Below are 17529 nucleotides of genomic sequence, written 5' to 3' on the forward strand. Positions count from 1 at the left end.
TGATATGGATTTTACGTTACCCATTTTAGCTCCCTCAATTTTAGCCTCTGACTACACACGCCTTGGTGAAGAAATCGACAAGTGTAATCAGGCTGACATTCAATGGTTACACTGTGATATCATGGATGGTCATTTTGTTCCTAACATCAGCTATGGGCCCAAGCTTGTAAAAGCAGCAGGAAGTTGTACTGATGCCTTTTTAGATGTTCATTTGATGATTGAAAATCCCGATCAATATATCGAACGTTTTGCTGATGCCGGAGCCGATCAAATCACAGTACACCAAGAGGCCTGCCCCCATTTACATCGCACCATTCAAAATATTCATAATCAAGGAATTACCGCGGGAGTTGCCATAAATCCCGGGACCTCCCTGCAAACAATTGAACCAGTTATTAATAATGTTGATTTAGTACTTCTAATGAGTGTAAATCCCGGTTTTGGTGGACAATCCTTTATCGAAAACACCTATCAGCGCTTGCAAAAGATGAGCGCTATGCGTGATGAAAACGGGGCCGGTTTTCTTATTGAAGTGGATGGAGGCATAAACCTCGATAATATCCGGAAAGTCACTCAGTACGGTGCCGATGTTCTTGTAGCAGGAAGTGCTGTATTTAAAGCTAAAAACATTCCCAAACGAATTGAAAATCTGACACAGAAAGCAAAATTGGGAAAAGGAACAATTGCTTAAATCTCGTTTAACCGATTTACGAAAAATTCATACAATTTCCTTATTTTAGGGGTTCGGATTTTTAATTAAAGTAGAGGCCATTTATCGCAGACCAATCGACCATTAGCAAAGAAACCTATCAAATAGAGGATGTTGAGCCTGTCCTGATTTTAGGGTTTCAGGATAATTATCTGAAAAAAATTGATAAAGCTTATCCCGACTCCAAAATTACGGCTCGTGGCAATACGATTAAAATATCAGGACCGAAAGAAGATTGTAAAGAGCTCCTTGATATTTTCAATGAACTCGAACGCATGGCTTTGCGCAATGAGGATCTCACGGAAAGTGATCTCGAAACCGTTCTTGCTTTAAAGCACAGCGACCGTGAAAGCGAAAAGCCCAACCCACTGCGCGATACCCGTGTTACCGGTGATTTTATCCTTAATACTCATACCGGCGATGCAATTACGGCCAAAACACCGGGGCAAAAACGAATTCTGAAAGCGGCCGCTGCAAACGATATTGTTTTTACAATTGGCCCGGCCGGGACTGGAAAAACCTATACCTCGGTAGCTTTAGCCGTTAAAGCACTTAAAGAGCGAAAAGTTAAGAAAATTGTGCTCGCGCGTCCCGCTGTTGAAGCCGGTGAAACGCTCGGATTCTTACCTGGCGATCTGCGCGAAAAAATTGATCCCTATCTACGCCCGCTTTATGATGCGCTTGAAGATATGATTGAGTATGATCGACTGGAAATGCATCTGGCCAAGAATAGTATTGAAATTGCCCCCCTGGCTTATATGCGCGGACGTACCCTCAACAATGCCTTTGTGATATTGGATGAAGCCCAAAATACTACCAATATGCAGATGAAGATGTTTTTAACGCGTATTGGATTTAACAGCAAGGCCATTATCACCGGAGATATCACTCAAACCGACCTGCCCCACAAACAAAAATCGGGACTCATCTCCATCCAAAAAATCTTAAAAGATATTGATGGCATCTCGTTTGTTTACCTGGATGAAAAAGATGTGGTTCGCCATAAATTAGTGCGTGATATTATCGAAGCCTACGACAAGTACGAAAATAAAAAGAATAAAAAATCATAAGATGGCAACCAAGGAACTAACGGCCTACCCCCTTTACGAAGGGACTTTCAGCGTTGGATTAGATAAAAAATTTAATCGCATTAATCGTGACGACCCTCCCGCCAAAGGAGCTCTAAAAATATCACTTAACCCCTTTTTGATACAATCCGGTGATAAAAATATTCTTTTTGATGTAGGAATCGGTGACTTCGGCGAAGATACCAGTACTGACATCATTAAGGAAAATCTCGATGAGATAGGACTCACCGAATACGATATCACTGATATCTTTGCCAGTCACCTTCATTATGATCATATTGGCGGTTTGGCCGGACGTTCATCAGGATACTGGGAGCTCACCTTTCCTGATGCTAACGTTTGGGTTTCTAAGAAAGGCTGGGAAAAGGTCATGGCCCAAGAGGAATATTATGATGAGGAAAAGACGGCTTTTACTCACTTTTTAGATGCCAAGGCAAATCTGCAATTTTTGGACGAGAAAGATCAGCCTTATCCCGAGGTAACCGTCAAGAAAATTGGCGGACATACCGAATTTTCACAGGTGTTGCTCTTTGATGACGACAGTCACAAATATATGATGGCCGGAGATGTATTGGCTACGCGGGGAGAAGTAAATCGAAAATTTGCGGCTAAATATGATTTTGACGCCGATCAAAGCATGAAGGTTCGCCAAGAGCTAACGGAGAAAGCTTATGAAGAAGGCTATACGGTCATGGGATACCACGACTCACACCATCCCCTGTTTAATCTCACCGACTACGACGAACAGCAAGGTTACAAAATTGAATCTGTTGTATAATGTCATACCCCGAATTTACTACTGATATTTTTAACTATTTAGATAAACAGACGCTGCCCGACACCTTCGAAGCCGCTGTTATTTTAGGTTCCGGTCTGGGCGGCTTTGTAGATCAGATCAAAAACACCTCTACCATTCCCTACCATGATATTCCCGGAATGCCGGTTTCATCTGTAGAGGGACATGCCGGAGAACTTATTTTCGGTAAGCTTAAGGGTCAGAATGTAATGGCATTTTCAGGCCGTTTTCACCATTACGAGGGATTCCCATTTAAGGAAACAGCCACACCGGTATATATCGCTAACCACCTTGGGGCCAAGAAACTCATCGTTTCCAATGCTGCCGGAGCCATTAACACCTCCTTTTCGGTTGGCGATCTGATGGTCATAGAAAGTGTTATACGAAGTAATGTGGCGATTTCTCCTCGTGGCAATAAGAGACATCGCTACAACCACCATCAGTGGGTTCCAAAAGTACGAAAAATTGCCGCTGAATTGGGATTAGTCACCCAGCAAGGTACATATATGTATGTAACCGGACCCAACTACGAGACAAAAGCTGAAATTCGATCTTTCCGCAAAATGGGCGCCGATGCGGTGGGTATGTCAACGGCTACTGAACTTTTTGAAGCCGCTCGCCTTGATCTAAAAAGTTCAGCTATTTCACTGATTACCAATATGTCAACCGGCGTTACCGGCGAAAAACTTGATCATGAGGAAGTAAAAGAAGCTGCTGACGCACGCAAAGATGATTTCGCTAAGCTGGTTAAGGCTCTTATTGAAAAATTATAAGCCACTGATTTACACAGATTCAAGACTGATAGAATCTCGTTTTGTTGCTCTGCTGCGAAACATCATATTAAAGATCCTGAAACAAGCACAACTACGCCAAGCTTCGCTATACCAGTTCAGGATGACATGATATCTTAGGCAGAAGAGTTCTATATATCCATTGTCTTTTGGGAGCCGTATTGTTCTAAATATTGGTTCAGCTTTAGTTTTTTACGCGTGGAATCGCTTGTCATATAGCGCACCTTTCCGTAAATGGGACGCTCCTGCCAGGCACGATCAAAGCGGCCAAATATCCAGAAAATACCTGAATAGCTATTGGGATCACGCCCGTCAATGGCATAGCGATTATTGAGCTCAATCAAATAAGCCAGCGCTATTTCAGGATTGGGCGTCCATTCCAGCACCTTTTTTCCCCAGAGCATCCGAAGGTAATTATGCATCACACCCTCTTCTCGGAGCTGCGTCTGAGCAGCATTCCAGATCTCATCATGGGTCTGCGACTGGGCAAACTCTTCCAACTCATATACATATTCACGGGGATCATCTTTATGCTTTTCCAACGTTTTAAGTGCCCAATCCGGTAACGTTTCGTATTGATCGTAATTGGATTCATGATGGGCAAAATGGAACCCAACTTCCCGCCACGTAATAACTTCATCCAAAAAACCATCTACGTTGGGATCACCATTAAAAAATCCACCGGTAGATCCCTTATTAAAGGTTATATTATCTAAACTCCATCCCTGGGGCTGATGATCAAGCACCGCATCCACAATTTCGTATTCCGATATCTTACCAAAGTGTAGCCAAGGACTTAGCCCGCTTGTAGCATTGATATCGGGATCATTGCGATGGTCATCATATTTCGAAAGACCGTATTCGATAAACTGTCCCAACTTACCCAGTGCCGCCTGACGTGTGCCTTCCAAGTCAATTTTACCAATCGTATGATTTATGGACAACGAGCTAATAAACGATGATCGGTTTTTCAGCTTTTCATCTGCCAGAGGATATTTCTCCAGAAAGTTATCACTTAATGAAACGGTATTTCTGTTTTCTAAATCATCCAACGATTCTTTTTTTGGCGGATGGGTAAAACACTCCACAAAATTCCGCTGCATGATCTTCCGGAAAAAATAGGCGTTGTAGGGTGCTTTTTCCGTCAATCCCAATGGAATAATGCCATTTGAATCTACCGTGATATAGGGGACCTCTAATGTGGGACCCACTTTCTCATTATGCTCCCGAATAATATACACCGGATATTCATCCGAAATAACAGTACAGGCATTATCTGCTAACTCATAAAGTAATCCATTACCGGCTTCCGGTACATCTTCCAGATATGAGTAATAGTTAATATTATTCTCTTTAGCATAAGACAGGTTCTCCTCCATCCCCTCCATCAGAAAGTGATGAAAACGATCAGAGGCCCACGGATAATCACAACTCAACCCTTCATAAATCAACAGTGGCTTACCTAACTTATTAGCCCAACCTACTGCATATTCCAGCGCATAATTGTACTGAAAGCGACGATTTATCTGCATCCAATACAGTATATAATCCCCATCCGTATTAGGCTCCTTCTCGTTTCGTTTAAAAACACGCTTGCTGTTGATGTTTTTCATAAAGAAAACTTGTTCGAACTACTTTGGATTAGCAACAGCAATAATTTGCAGGACATTCCAATAGAAATTACCTACTTGCAAAAATAACAATAAATGCCTATTAATAAGTGTATTTTTAACACTTTGTAAGTATTCTTCGGTTCCCAACCTATGAGTTTACGTTTACCAGTGCAATGGATTATCCTATTTCTTTTCACGCTTTTGCTTGGTTTCATTTCCCTTGCAAATGCTCAATCCAAGAATACCCGCGTTCACGATCCCGTGATGATCCAACAAAATGGCACCTATTATCTATTTAGTACCGGACGAGGTATCTCGGTACAATCCTCAGATAATCTAAAAGACTGGACCCGTGAAAAGCCGGTATTCGAAAGTGCCCCCGGTTGGACCTCGAAAACTCATCCTAATTTTAGAAATCATATTTGGGCACCAGATATTGCCGAACATAATGGTACTTACTACCTGTATTACTCAATCTCCAATTTTGGCACCAATAATTCTGCTATTGGAGTAGCCACCAATCAAACACTTGATCCGAATGCACCCAATTTCGAATGGAAAGACCATGGCTTTGTTGTACGATCGGTACCCGGTCGCGACATGTGGAACGCAATTGATCCTAATCTAACATTTGACAATAGTGGTACCCCCTGGCTCACATTTGGTTCTTATTGGTTAGGAATTAAAATCGTGAAGCTAAAAAAAGACGACCTCACAGAAATTGCCAGCTCTCCCAAATCCTGGCAAACTATAGCTTCGCGCCATCGCTACTGGAAGCTTGACGAACGCGATGCGGGAAACAGTTCCAACGGAGATATAGAAGCTCCCTTTATTTTCAAGAAGTACAATTATTATTACCTCTTTGCTTCCTGGGATCAATGCTGTTCGGGTAACGAAAGTACCTATAAAATTGTAGTGGGACGCTCAAAAGATATTACCGGTCCCTATTTTGACCGAGCCGGCAAAAAAATGATCCACGGTGGGGGTTCCCTTGTGGCTAAAGGAAATGACCAATGGACAGCCGTTGGCCATAATGCTGCCTATACCTTTGACGGCACCGACTACTTGGTCTTTCACGGTTATGATAAATCTGACGAGGGAAACTCTAAACTCATCATAAAAGAAATTAACTGGCAAGATGGCTGGCCTACAATAGATTTTTAATATATCCACAATTAATCTCATCAATTATGAAAGTCACAAACATTCTATTTGTACTCGGTTCCTTTCTTTTCTTTTTAATGATATCGATACCGGCACAAGCGCAATTTGATCATGAGCAGATTCCTATACATGACCCTGTTATGATTGAAGATGATGGCACCTATTACGCCTTTGGAACCGGAAAAGGTATTGCAGTGTGGTCTTCTCCCAATATGAAAGAGTGGACTGCTGAGAAACCTGTTTTTGAACAAGCACCGGAGTGGAGTTTCGATCTTGTCCCAGATTTTGACAATGTAATTTGGGCACCGGATATCGCTGAGTATAACGGCACTTTTTATCTTTATTATTCAGTATCCCAATTTGGACGTAATAATTCAGCGATCGGAGTTGCAACTAACGAGACCTTGAATCCAGATGATCCCGAATTTGGATGGGACGATCACGGAATAGTTGTACAATCTGTGCCCGGCCGTGATATGTGGAACGCGATAGACCCTAACCTGGCATTCGACGATAACGGTACCCCTTGGCTTACATTTGGTTCTTTTTGGATGGGATTGAAAATCGTTAAACTAAAAGATAACCTAACAGAAGTGGTCGAGGCACCTCAAGAGCAGGAATGGCACACTATTGCCGCCCGTCACCGCCACTGGAAAGTAGATGAGCGCGATGCCGGTGATGCTGCCAATCCCGAGTTGGATTATGAAAAGTTGTATTCCGAAGATCTGCTCGAAGCCAACAAGAATATGGAAAATGGAGCTGTAGAAGCCCCTTTCGTCTTTAAGAAAAACGGCTACTACTACCTCTTTGTATCGATGGACCGTTGCTGTCGTGGCCTAAATAGCTCTTACAAAATTAAAGTGGGGCGTTCCAAAGATATCACCGGCCCCTACCTTGATAAATCCGGTGAAAAGTTAATTCATGGAGGTGGAACACTCATCGCAAAAGGTAACGAGGATTGGGCTGCGGTAGGGCATCAAGCTGCTTATACCTTTGATGGTACTGATTACCTGATCTTTCACGGTTATGATAAATCCGATGAGGGAAAAGCTAAGTTGATCATCCGAAAAATAAAATGGAATGAGGGATGGCCCGATATTTCACTATAAGTATTTAATTTTTTTTAATCCGGACTCTATTTTTGCAGGGAACCTATTCTTGTGCTTTAGAGTTGTACTTTCTCCATAAATTGATGTCAAAAATCTATTCGAATAGCTTATACAATCACTAATCTAACTACAATGTCTAATACTCCCGGCGTAATTTTTGATATGGATGGCGTAATTGTTGACAGTAACCCTGCACATAAAAAAACCATCCAGATATTTTGCGAAAAACACAATCAGGATGTTTCCAAAACCTTTCTTGAAAATCGCTTATATGGGCGCACGAATAAAGAGTGGATTCCCGAACTTTTTGGAAAAATAAGTGATGATAGGCTCAAGAAACTGGCTGACGAAAAAGAGCAGCTGTTTCGTGATATGTTTACCCCAGAAGATCATATCGTTGAAGGAATTCATGAATTCTTAGAGAAGCTTGAAAAAAAGAATATTTCAATGGCAGTGGCAACCTCCGCGCCAAGAGAAAACGCCGATTATATTCTTTCTCGTCTTTTCTTGACCGACTATTTTGAAACTGTTCTTGATTCCTCCCATGTAACATCCGGAAAGCCCCATCCAGAAGTGTATCTTAAAGCTGCAAAAGCGCTCGGCAAAAAGCCTACAAATTGTATTGTTTTTGAGGATTCGGTTTCAGGAGTGTCCGCTGGTAGAAAGGCAGGAGCCAATGTAATTGGAGTAACTACCACTCACACAAACGAAGAATTATCACCTTGTACTATGGTTATTGAAAACTTTGTGGGGTTTGAGCCAAAACATATAACGCAAATGTTATTAGCTTGATCTCCTCATAAAGCTTATGTAATAACTAAAGTAAAGTTTCTTCGAGTTTAGCTATTTAAAAAAGGCTCACTAATCAATGATTAGTGAGCCTTTTAACATTTATAGGATTCTTTTTCAGCTGAAATAAATGTAAATGAATCCAATTACGGCTACCAGTAATACAGATAGCGTTACATCCACCCAATTCCAACTTTCACGGGATTTTCGTTTGTCTTCCTCGGTAAGCGTACCGTATGTAAGCCCCGAAATTTTCTCATATTTTGGAGGATCTGTGGCATAGCTCACACCAAACATTACTGCAATACAGGTTAAGAAAATAAACAGGCTATAATATTGGAAGAAGATATTATTAATAATCCAAAAGAAGGATCCTTCTGCGTACGTCATATCTCCTAACATTACGGGCGTATCTACTGCTAACCGAAATATACCCAGAAATAACCCTATAAACAGTGCCCATAGTGCCCCTTGTTTGTTGAGCCTTTTAAAAAAGATCCCAAAGAAAAAGACCACAAATATAGGTGGTGCCAAATATGCCTGTACCCCTTGTAAGTAATCATATAGTCCACGGCTTCCTTGAATTACTGGAATCCAAAGCAAACCAATGATAACCATTACAACAGTAGCAAGACGCCCCATCAACACAAGGTGTTCTTCAGATGCATCGGGTTTAAATTTACTGTAAAAGTCCATTGTAAATAGCGTAGATGAAGCATTAAACACACCGGCTAATGAACTCATTAAAGCAGCTAATAATCCTGCAACAACAATACCCCGAATTCCTACAGGCAAAATATGGGCTACCAACAGCGGGAAAGAAGCTTGGGCATTTTGATTGATAATTTTCCCTTGTTCATTTAGCAGTTCTTGCTGCATGATCGCTAAATCTCCAGATTTCGCCAATGCAAAAGCAATAATCCCGGGAATGATAAATAAAAATACCGGTAACAGCTTCAAAAAAGCAGCCGCAATAGTTCCCCGCCGACCTTCTTTTTCATTGGGAGCACCTAAAGCACGCTGAACAATATATTGATCGGTAGTCCAGTACCATAACCCAACAATAGGTGCAGCAAACAACATCCCCAGCCAAGGATAATTACTGTTAAAATACCAAGCCATTTTGCCATCTCCCATCACGGGAGCCCAAGTCGCTTCGGTGCCTTCAGGTACAATCGGTTTCCATAAGTCAAACATCTCGGGACCAGCAACCTCAACAAGGCGATTCCACCCGCCGATAGCATCTAAACCGTAATAAAGTACCATTACCGATCCAAAAATAAGGACCAATGTCTGCACGGCCTCGGTGTACGCTACTGCTCGGAGACCTCCCAAAACCGTATATAGTCCGGTAAATACAATAACAAGTACGGAACCAAGCCAAAAACTATTCATTCCCATAAAAGAAAGTTCAGGCATGAGCACGCTGAATACGATCCCCCCGGCAAAAATACCAACAGCAATTTTAGTAAGCACATATGCCAAAAGTGACACTCCCGAAAGTACTGTCCGAGCCATGGGAGAAAACCGTTTTTCGAGAAATTCGGGCATCGTAAAAACACGTGACCGAATATAAAATGGTAACATCACCCATCCCAGAATTAGCAAACACCAGGCGTGCAACTCGTAATGCGCCATTGCCACACCATCCGTGGCCCCCGTTCCGGTAAGCCCTACCAGATGCTCAGAACCAATATTGGAAGCAAATATTGACGTTCCGACAATAATCCAGCCCAAATGGCGACCGGCAAGAAAATAATCGGTCGTTGTATCTGTTTTTTGTTTTATAACCCACCAGGCCAATCCTGCGATCAACAAGAAATACAACCCAATGACAATCCAATCAATTGCCGCTAAAGTTCCCATAAAAAGCTCCTATGTAGATAGTTTTGATTAGCATTTTATTGTATACAAATACCTGAAAGTATAGTTAGTTCTTCAAGCAAGATGGCCAACTTTAAAACATGTTGACCATCACTCAAACAGGATAAATTATCAAACTTCGATATATTCAATCCCGAGAATGTTACAAAGCATCTTCCATTTCTGTCTTTGGTCACCCAAAAGAAGGGTTTGATGATGGGTCCCCCCTGCTTTAAGCCACGCATCGTTGCAGTCCCGCACTCCTGAATCTGGTTTAAAATGGAAATACGGCATTTCTATGGTGGGATATTTCTGAGAATCTAATACCTCACCCTGTGCTACCACCAATCGAAACTCCTCTCCTTCAAGGTGTACTAATGACACAATAGTTGCAGGACCCGGTTCAACACGAAACACCGTTGTTGGTGGGTTATTCAAATCCCCTATTCCCAACTCACGGTTAGCCAGACGTACAGGTTCATCTTTTCGGGCTACTTTCCAGTTTCCTTCTCCCATATGACTCATGAGCATGGACTTACGCTTAAAATCCATAGCATACATCTCGGTAAAGTGGGCATCACCACCCAATATATGCCCCGCTGCTACCATACTGGCTGTATTAGTATCTCCTTCGGCAGCGTAACCATAGCCTTCGGCCATCAGGTTCGATGCTGCTAACATATTAATTTGCTCAAAACGCCCATCTCCTTTAAACGTATCAAAGTGGGCTGAAAAGCCACGGTAATTTCCTTCTTCCAAAAACTTTTTAAACCCAAGATACATCCGAACAGCATAGCGGAAATTTTTATCGGGCATATCATCATCTACATCAAAACGCTTACGATCCACCGCCATCTGCTTTTCGACTTCGTCTTTAGAAATGGTTTCCATATTTCGAAATACTTGCCCCATATATTCCCGATTAACTTCGGGACCGATGATGCGGGTAAAAGCCGCCTCATCAGAAAGAGTATCTCCCATGCCATGCATTTTCCCGATGGAGGCAATCTTCATTTTTCTTAATTCGGATGCTGCCTGAGCTGCACTTGCCCAATCTGCAACATAATTCTCAAACTCATCACTCTTCCAATCAGCAGAAATTACTTCGAAGTTATTGCCACAGGTTCGCAGAATTGCATTTGCCATATCCTGTGCCCCATGAATACCCTGATTGTAAGTCAAATCATCCATATCCCAATCGGTTGTGACTTCAGAAACCGGTTGAATATTAGCTAACAACAGGGGAAGGTTATTTTTCTGTAATGCACGAACAGTTCGCATTGCCGGCCCGTAGGTGAGCATGACAATCATCACACCATCCAGATTTTTGTGGTTAAAACCACCAAGGATTTCTTCAATATCATCACGATTTCGGGCTGCGCGAGGAAAGTCCCACTCAGCTACATCACTTAGTTGTTCGCAGACCTCTCGGGCATATTTTTCTTGGTGTTCTGTTATACCCGGGATATCATCATCGTATAATTCCTGCATGATACCCAAAAGGCCTATTCGAGGTTTTCGCTGTTCAATCATTTGTAGATAATTCTAAAATTTAAGTGTTAATTAATTTTCTTGTCCGTAGTATGCGTCATCTCCGTGTTTCCGTTCCCAATGCTTTTTAATAAGCGTATCTTTTAATCGTGGAGCATCGGGATTTATTTGTCGCGCCAAATATGTCATCTTTGCTACCTCCTCAAGTACCGCACTATTATAAACTGCTTTTTCAGCAGTTTTTCCCCATGTAAATGGCGCATGATTACCAACCAAAATCATCTCTACTTCTTCATATGACAATTCCCGGGCATCCAGGGCATTAATAATTTGATGACCCGTTTGCTCTTCATAGTCACCTTCTATCATCTCATCGCTCATCGGTGGAGCACACGGGATATCATGCGTCAAATGGTCGGCATGGGTCGTCCCCATAATCGGGATATCTTTTTGTGCCTGCGCCCAAGCCGTACCATAGGTCGAATGTGTATGGACAATTCCACCAATGTTTTCCCAATGTTTATACAAAACGGCATGTGTTTCGGTATCCGAAGAGGGACGCATATCTCCTTCTACTACATTACCGTTAAAATCGACGATCACAATATCATCGACCTTTAATTCATCATAAGGAACCCCACTCGGCTTGATGGCAAAAACTTCGCGTTTATGATCTGCTGTACTGGCATTGCCGAAGGTGAAGAGTACTAATCCCAGCTCCGGAAGCCGCATGTTACTGCGATAGGCAATTTCTTTTAATTCCTGAAATTCACTCATTATTCTAATAATCGATTTACTTATGTTTGTCTTGTATACGTTTCTCTATAGTCTGTCCCAATGATTTATACTGCTTATACAATGTCTGATATTGTTCGGTTTTATCTGGATTCGGTTCATAGATCTTTCCAAATCCCTTTCCCATAGCATTCTTGGCCTTATTTACATCAGTAAACAAACCGGCTGCTGTCGCTGCAAACATAGCTGCCCCTGTTGCACAAACCTGATCTGATTTAGCAATTTTGATCGGCATATCAAGCACATTTGCCAGCGTTTGCATTACATAAGGAGACTTTTTGGCAACACCTCCCAAACCTATTATTCCTTCTATACGAATACCTTCATCCCGAAACCGCTCAACTATAGCCTTGGCTCCAAAACAGGTAGCTTCAACAAGAGCCTTGAAAATACGTCCCGCATCACTACCAAGATCCAAGCCTTCAATAGAACTTTTTAAAAGTTGGTTAGCATCCGGCGTACGCCGTCCGTTCAGCCAATCAAGAGCTACAATGCCCGTATCAACTTCTTCGACTTCGGCTGCGGCTTCTGATAATTGCGGAATCAGTTTTTCTTCTGCTTCATCTACCAATTGCTTTTTTTGGCCTTCAGAAAGGAGGTCAGAATTTTCGACGACTTGGGTAAAGGGACCAAGAATCACATCTCGAAACCACGCATAAACATCCCCAAAAGCGGATTGTCCGGCTTCAAGTCCGACCATACCGGGAATAACCGAGCCATCAACCTGTCCACAGATACCCTTTACAAGATTATCTTGCACGTCTTCATAAGGAGCAACCAAAATATCACAGGTAGAAGTACCCATAACCCTGCTTAAAAAGTAGGGCTCAATTTCGCCCCCTACCGCTCCCATGTGAGCATCAAACGCCCCCACTGATACAACTACCTCTTCCGATAAACCAAGCTTTTGAGCCCATTCTGTTGACAACGTTCCCGCCGGCTGATCTGAAGTATACGTATCGTCAAACAATCGATCTCGAAGGTCGGCAAGATCGGGATCTAATTTCGAAAGGTATTCTTTGCTCGGCAACCCATCGAATTCTTCGTGCCACATAGCCTTGTGACCGGCTGCGCAACGACTTCGTTTCATCTCATTTACATCATCACCACCCGTGAGTTCGTAGGGAATCCAATCGCAAAGCTCAACCCAAGAGTAAGCTGCATTGCAAATATTCTCATCATTGCGGATGGTATGCAAAATTTTAGCCCAAAACCATTCAGAAGAATAAATCCCACCTACATATTTCGTATAATCAGGTCCATCCCACGATCGTGCAAGTTTTGTAATTTCCTCGGCCTCATTCACGGCTGTATGATCTTTCCAGAGAATAAACATGGCATTGGGATTCTCTGCATATTCATCTGTAAGCGCTAATGGCTTACCAGTTTTATCTACTGCAACCGGCGTAGAACCGGTCGTATCAACAGCAATACCTTTCACTTTGGCTGCAGTTTCATTGTCCACCTTTTGCAACACATTACTTAAGGTATTTTCCAACCCTTCAAGATAATCCAGCGGATGGTGGCGAAACTGATTTTGTGTGGGACTGCAATACATCCCTTCTTTCCAGCGTGAATAATGGTGTACAGCTTCCGCAAGCTGATTTCCTTCGGTATCGACCAAAACCGAGCGTACCGAATCCGTACCATAATCAATACCAATTACACAATTGTTATCAGAACTCATCTTCTTTTTCCTTTCTTTAACTTCAATTTTTTAATCTTTGAGCCAATAAAATATTAGTTGTTAAAAATACACTTTATATTTTTGCGTACAATAATCCCTATAGTTAGCCAAAGTTCAAAGTTTTACTACAGTTTTATGGGTTTAAAGGTAAGATTATCTCCCTTATCAACTTTTTCCTCGTATTTATCTTCGTTGAACCTATAAAAATAGGCTCCCTTCTTGGAATATTTCTTCTGTTTCTCGTCGGTTTTTGTCAAAATATTCATAGATAAAATACGACGACGAAAATTTCGTTTATCGAGCTCGGTTTCATAAATGCCTTCATACAAAATCTGTAGCTCGGGCATGGTAAATTTTTCGGGTAATAGCTCAAAACCTACCGGCTCATGAGAGGCCCTATACCGAAGCCGTGATTTAGCGGCTTCAACCATTTCGTTATGGTCAAAAATAAGATCCGGTAAATCATCAATCGGGAACCAACGGGCACTATATTTATCCATCAACTCCTTGTCATGCTCATGAATATTAATCAGTGCGTAATACGCAATGGAAACCGTTCGCTCAACAGGATCACGATCCACTTCTCCAAAGCCATAGAGTTGTTCAAGATAAACATTTTCAAGTCCCGTTAGTTTATGAAGAATACGATCGGCGGCATCTTCGAGACTCTCATCCCGGTTTAAAAACCCGCCCATAAGCGACCAGCTACCCTTCTCGGGTTCGAAATCTCTTTTAATAAGCAACAGCTTAAGTCCATTACGATCAAATCCAAAAATTATACAATCCAGTGCTACAAGTATTCGGTCGTGATCTTTATAATAATTTCCCATGAAAAAACACTTGATTACAGCGTTGCAGGCGTATTCCCGCAACGCCTTAAACTTTAATTTTATCGGATGCGTAAGACGATAACAGATTTTGAGGGAATGCGCAACGTCAACTCACCTTCTTTGAGATCATAATCTGTGTAGTCCTGCGGTGATACGTTATCGGGATTGTCAAAAGTATTAATCGCATCAACTGCATCCGCAGTAAGAATACGGGCCTCACTTACCGATGACAAATCAATACCTCGGATATCAGCTGTAACCTCCTGCAATTCGGAAGCATGCAAATTAGTGACCGTAAGATTTACCGTCCCATCATCACTTTTAGAAGCTGTGGCACTTACCGTCGGAATGCTTTCGCTTTCATATTCGTACTGCTCGGCATTCAGGTGCAGCGGCAAAAGTTTCGTATTATGATGTACGGTATAAAAATCAAAAACGTGATAGGTCGGTGTTTTCAACATTTGATCACCATCAGTAAGTACCATCGCCTGCAGCACATTTACGGTTTGAGCAATGTTAGCAATACGTACCCGATCGCTGTGCTTATTCAAAATATCGAGTGTGGTCGAAGCCACTAAGGCATCCCTAATAGAATTCTGCTGCTGCAAAAATCCGGGGTTACTACCTTCAATCGGATCAGTCCAAACGCCCCATTCATCCACAGCCAAAGTAATACGCTTTTCAGGATCATATTTATCCATGCGAGTGGAATGACGAGTCACATATTCATCCATCATAAGTCCCTGTTTGAGGGTAGAAAAATACATATCTTCACCGAAGTCTTTCGAAGGACCCTTTTTCTGCCACTCACCGGTTGGCAAGGTATAATAATGGAGAGAAATGGCATCCATCTGGTAACCGGCCTCCTCTACAACTGTTTCGGTCCACTCATACCTGTCATCAGAAAAACCACTGGCAATTTTAAAGAGCTCATTGCCACTGTAATCTTTGGCAAAGGTTGCATATCGGCGGTATAGGTCGGCATAATAATCAGCCTGCATATTTCCACCACAACCCCAGCTTTCGTTGCCAATGCCCCAGAATTTTACTTCCCAGGCCTCTTCCTGACCATTTTCGCGACGCATATTGGCCAGCGTGCTATTACCGTCATAAGTCATATATTCAATCCAGTTTGCCATTTCTTTAGGCGTGCCACTGCCCACATTGGCAGAAATATAAGGCTCACTGTCAATCAATTCGGTGAGGCGCATAAACTCATGGATCCCTACCTGATTTTTTTCCTCAACCATGCCCCAGTGCGTGTTAATACGAACGGGACGTTCATCTCGGGGACCAATACCATCTCTCCAATGGTATTCGTCAGCAAAACAACCGCCGGGCCAGCGAATATTGGGGATTTGTAATTCTTTTAGAGCTTCTATTACATCATCCCGAAAACCATCGGTGTTGGGGATATCAGAGTCCTCACCAACCCATAAACCGCCATACATTCCCGTGCCCAAATGTTCGGAAAATTGACCATAAATGTGTTCACTAATTGTACTCTGTGGTTGATCAGCTGTAATAACCATACTGTTTTGGGCTTCAGCTGTAAAACAACCCACCAACAAAGCCATGGATAACATTAACAATAGCTTTTTCATATCAAGTAATTTCATTATAAATTTATTTTTAAATTAATAAGTTATCGGGTTGAAAACTGATAAACGGTTGTGGTCTTATAGGTTTCACCAGGTTCTATTATTGTTGAGGGAAATTCCGGTTCATTGGGAGAATTCGGAAAATGCTGAGTCTCCAGACAAAGTGCTGCATGTTGTATATATGATGTACCTTCAGGCCCTTCTAAACTACCATCCAGAAAATTTCCGGAATAAAATTGTATGCCCGGCTCTTCGGTAAACACTTTCATTTCTCGACCACTCTCTTTATGAAAAAGCGTGGCGGCATGGAATAAAGAATCACCTTCAGAACGATTCAATACCCAGTTATGATCGTATCCCCCTTCTACTTCATTGATTCGTGCCCCAATCTCGTGCGGACTCGTAAAATTAAATGGCGTACCTTCTACTTCTGCTAATTCGCCGGTGGGTATCAATTCATCATTAACTGGTGTGTATTGATCAGCATTAATCATCAAGTTATGGTCCAGAATAGTGCTATCTGGCTGACTGCTAAGATTAAAATAGCTATGATTCGTCAAGTTCACTGGCGTTGCCTTATCGGTCGTTGCCTCATATTCTATTTTTAACTCATTATCATTTGTCAATGAATACACCACTTCCACTTCCAAATTTCCCGGATAAACTTCTTCGCCATCCTCACTCAAATAGGTTAACCGAAGCGAGCCATCATCCTGCATATCAGCATCCCAGAGTTTTTTATCAAATCCCTCTTCTCCACCATGCAAGTGATTATCGCCATCATTGGTAGCCAGTTTATACTCAGTACCGTCAATTGTGAAAGTGCCATCCTCTATACGATTACCGTAACGTCCCACAATAGCTCCAAAATAAGGGGTTCCTTCGAGGTATTTATCAAGTGTCTCAAATCCCAGCACTACATTATCTATATTACCGTCTTTATCTGGAGTATTAATAGCTGTCACAATTCCTCCGTAATTGGTGATCTCAACTTCCATATCTTTGGCATTGGTTAAGGTAAAAAGAGAAACCTTCCTTCCATCATCGAGTGTACCAAACGGTTCCTCCTCGATAGTTACCTTTTCGACTGTTTCTGTCTGTGGACTTGAGCAACCTGCTACCAGCACCGACAGTAAACTGATGGAAAATATCAGGCTAAAGAGTGAGATCATCTCCTGTTGATAAAATAATGTTGTAGTCATT

Annotated in this window: 15 protein-coding genes; 7 read left to right on the top strand and 8 right to left on the bottom strand. The window is 42.1% G+C overall.

The annotated features are described in order from the left end of the window. The first annotated feature begins 4 nt into the window (after positions 1–4). From rpe to CK503_RS02035, 4 genes are all read left to right on the top strand, one after another. A complete protein-coding gene (rpe, locus tag CK503_RS02020) occupies positions 5–691 on the top strand; it encodes a ribulose-phosphate 3-epimerase (protein WP_095605103.1) in 687 nt (228 codons plus the stop codon). Between the two features lie 101 nt (positions 692–792). Continuing rightward, positions 793–1779: a PhoH family protein gene (locus CK503_RS02025; RefSeq protein WP_095605104.1), complete on the top strand. Its 987-nt coding sequence runs from the start codon at positions 793–795 to the stop codon at positions 1777–1779. A 1-nt stretch (position 1780) separates the two neighbouring features. Then, positions 1781–2575 (top strand): MBL fold metallo-hydrolase, encoded by a 795-nt coding sequence (locus tag CK503_RS02030; RefSeq protein WP_095605105.1) that lies wholly within the window; start codon positions 1781–1783, stop codon positions 2573–2575. Then, positions 2575–3366 (top strand): purine-nucleoside phosphorylase, encoded by a 792-nt coding sequence (locus CK503_RS02035; RefSeq protein WP_095605106.1) that lies wholly within the window; start codon positions 2575–2577, stop codon positions 3364–3366. Before CK503_RS02030 ends, CK503_RS02035 begins: the two co-directional genes overlap by 1 nt. Positions 3367–3515: 149 nt before the next feature. Here the strand turns inward: CK503_RS02035 and CK503_RS02040 are convergent, their stop codons facing one another. After that, positions 3516–4997: an FAD-binding domain-containing protein gene (locus CK503_RS02040; RefSeq protein ID WP_095605107.1), complete on the bottom strand. Its 1482-nt coding sequence runs from the start codon at positions 4995–4997 to the stop codon at positions 3516–3518. Positions 4998–5147: 150 nt separating this feature from the next. Here CK503_RS02040 and CK503_RS02045 point away from each other — a divergent pair, with 150 nt between their 5' ends. From CK503_RS02045 to CK503_RS02055, 3 genes are all read left to right on the top strand, one after another. Beyond that, positions 5148–6161: an arabinan endo-1,5-alpha-L-arabinosidase gene (locus CK503_RS02045; protein ID WP_095605108.1), complete on the top strand. Its 1014-nt coding sequence runs from the start codon at positions 5148–5150 to the stop codon at positions 6159–6161. A gap of 26 nt (positions 6162–6187) precedes the next feature. Further along, complete coding sequence (locus CK503_RS02050; protein ID WP_217988300.1) at positions 6188–7270, top strand: arabinan endo-1,5-alpha-L-arabinosidase; 1083 nt, start codon at positions 6188–6190, stop codon at positions 7268–7270. A gap of 132 nt (positions 7271–7402) precedes the next feature. Then, positions 7403–8062: an HAD family hydrolase gene (locus tag CK503_RS02055; protein WP_095605109.1), complete on the top strand. Its 660-nt coding sequence runs from the start codon at positions 7403–7405 to the stop codon at positions 8060–8062. 114 nt (positions 8063–8176) lie between these two features. Here the strand turns inward: CK503_RS02055 and CK503_RS02060 are convergent, their stop codons facing one another. From CK503_RS02060 to CK503_RS02090, 7 genes are all read right to left on the bottom strand, one after another. Continuing rightward, the gene (locus tag CK503_RS02060; RefSeq protein WP_095605110.1) at positions 8177–9925 is read right to left on the bottom strand and encodes a sodium:solute symporter; all 1749 of its coding nucleotides are present in this window, start codon (positions 9923–9925) and stop codon (positions 8177–8179) included. Between the two features lie 129 nt (positions 9926–10054). Next, complete coding sequence (locus CK503_RS02065) at positions 10055–11455, bottom strand: L-fucose/L-arabinose isomerase family protein (protein WP_095605111.1); 1401 nt, start codon at positions 11453–11455, stop codon at positions 10055–10057. Between the two features lie 30 nt (positions 11456–11485). Then, positions 11486–12190, bottom strand: a complete 705-nt coding sequence (locus CK503_RS02070; protein WP_095605112.1) for an L-ribulose-5-phosphate 4-epimerase — start codon at positions 12188–12190, stop codon at positions 11486–11488. A 16-nt stretch (positions 12191–12206) separates the two neighbouring features. Beyond that, positions 12207–13895: a ribulokinase gene (locus tag CK503_RS02075; RefSeq protein ID WP_095605113.1), complete on the bottom strand. Its 1689-nt coding sequence runs from the start codon at positions 13893–13895 to the stop codon at positions 12207–12209. A 125-nt stretch (positions 13896–14020) separates the two neighbouring features. Beyond that, a complete protein-coding gene (locus tag CK503_RS02080; RefSeq protein WP_095605114.1) occupies positions 14021–14725 on the bottom strand; it encodes an NUDIX hydrolase in 705 nt (234 codons plus the stop codon). A gap of 59 nt (positions 14726–14784) precedes the next feature. Continuing rightward, positions 14785–16329 carry an alpha-N-arabinofuranosidase gene (locus CK503_RS02085; protein WP_095605186.1) on the bottom strand — a complete coding sequence of 515 codons (1545 nt, stop codon included), beginning with the start codon at positions 16327–16329 and terminating at the stop codon, positions 14785–14787. A 41-nt stretch (positions 16330–16370) separates the two neighbouring features. Further along, the gene (locus tag CK503_RS02090; protein WP_217988302.1) at positions 16371–17528 is read right to left on the bottom strand and encodes an aldose epimerase family protein; all 1158 of its coding nucleotides are present in this window, start codon (positions 17526–17528) and stop codon (positions 16371–16373) included. Position 17529: the final 1 nt, after the last annotated feature.

Source organism: Fodinibius salipaludis, from assembly GCF_002287075.1.
Classification (GTDB): Bacteria; Bacteroidota; Rhodothermia; order Balneolales; family Balneolaceae; genus Fodinibius; species Fodinibius salipaludis.

Bases quoted from the DNA above. Each gene is read 5' to 3' on its own strand.
- CK503_RS02075 (WP_095605113.1), bottom strand. From the start codon at position 13,895: ATGAGTTCTGATAACAATTGTGTAATTGGTATTGATTATGGTACGGAT.
- CK503_RS02030 (WP_095605105.1), top strand. From the start codon at position 1,781: ATGGCAACCAAGGAACTAACGGCCTACCCCCTTTACGAAGGGACTTTC.
- CK503_RS02055 (WP_095605109.1), top strand. From the start codon at position 7,403: ATGTCTAATACTCCCGGCGTAATTTTTGATATGGATGGCGTAATTGTT.
- rpe (WP_095605103.1), top strand. From the start codon at position 5: ATGGATTTTACGTTACCCATTTTAGCTCCCTCAATTTTAGCCTCTGAC.
- CK503_RS02045 (WP_095605108.1), top strand. From the start codon at position 5,148: ATGAGTTTACGTTTACCAGTGCAATGGATTATCCTATTTCTTTTCACG.
- CK503_RS02090 (WP_217988302.1), bottom strand. From the start codon at position 17,528: ATGACTACAACATTATTTTATCAACAGGAGATGATCTCACTCTTTAGC.
- CK503_RS02040 (WP_095605107.1), bottom strand. From the start codon at position 4,997: ATGAAAAACATCAACAGCAAGCGTGTTTTTAAACGAAACGAGAAGGAG.
- CK503_RS02070 (WP_095605112.1), bottom strand. From the start codon at position 12,190: ATGAGTGAATTTCAGGAATTAAAAGAAATTGCCTATCGCAGTAACATG.
- CK503_RS02085 (WP_095605186.1), bottom strand. From the start codon at position 16,329: ATGAAAAAGCTATTGTTAATGTTATCCATGGCTTTGTTGGTGGGTTGT.
- CK503_RS02080 (WP_095605114.1), bottom strand. From the start codon at position 14,725: ATGGGAAATTATTATAAAGATCACGACCGAATACTTGTAGCACTGGAT.
- CK503_RS02050 (WP_217988300.1), top strand. From the start codon at position 6,188: ATGAAAGTCACAAACATTCTATTTGTACTCGGTTCCTTTCTTTTCTTT.
- CK503_RS02035 (WP_095605106.1), top strand. From the start codon at position 2,575: ATGTCATACCCCGAATTTACTACTGATATTTTTAACTATTTAGATAAA.
- CK503_RS02060 (WP_095605110.1), bottom strand. From the start codon at position 9,925: ATGGGAACTTTAGCGGCAATTGATTGGATTGTCATTGGGTTGTATTTC.
- CK503_RS02065 (WP_095605111.1), bottom strand. From the start codon at position 11,455: ATGATTGAACAGCGAAAACCTCGAATAGGCCTTTTGGGTATCATGCAG.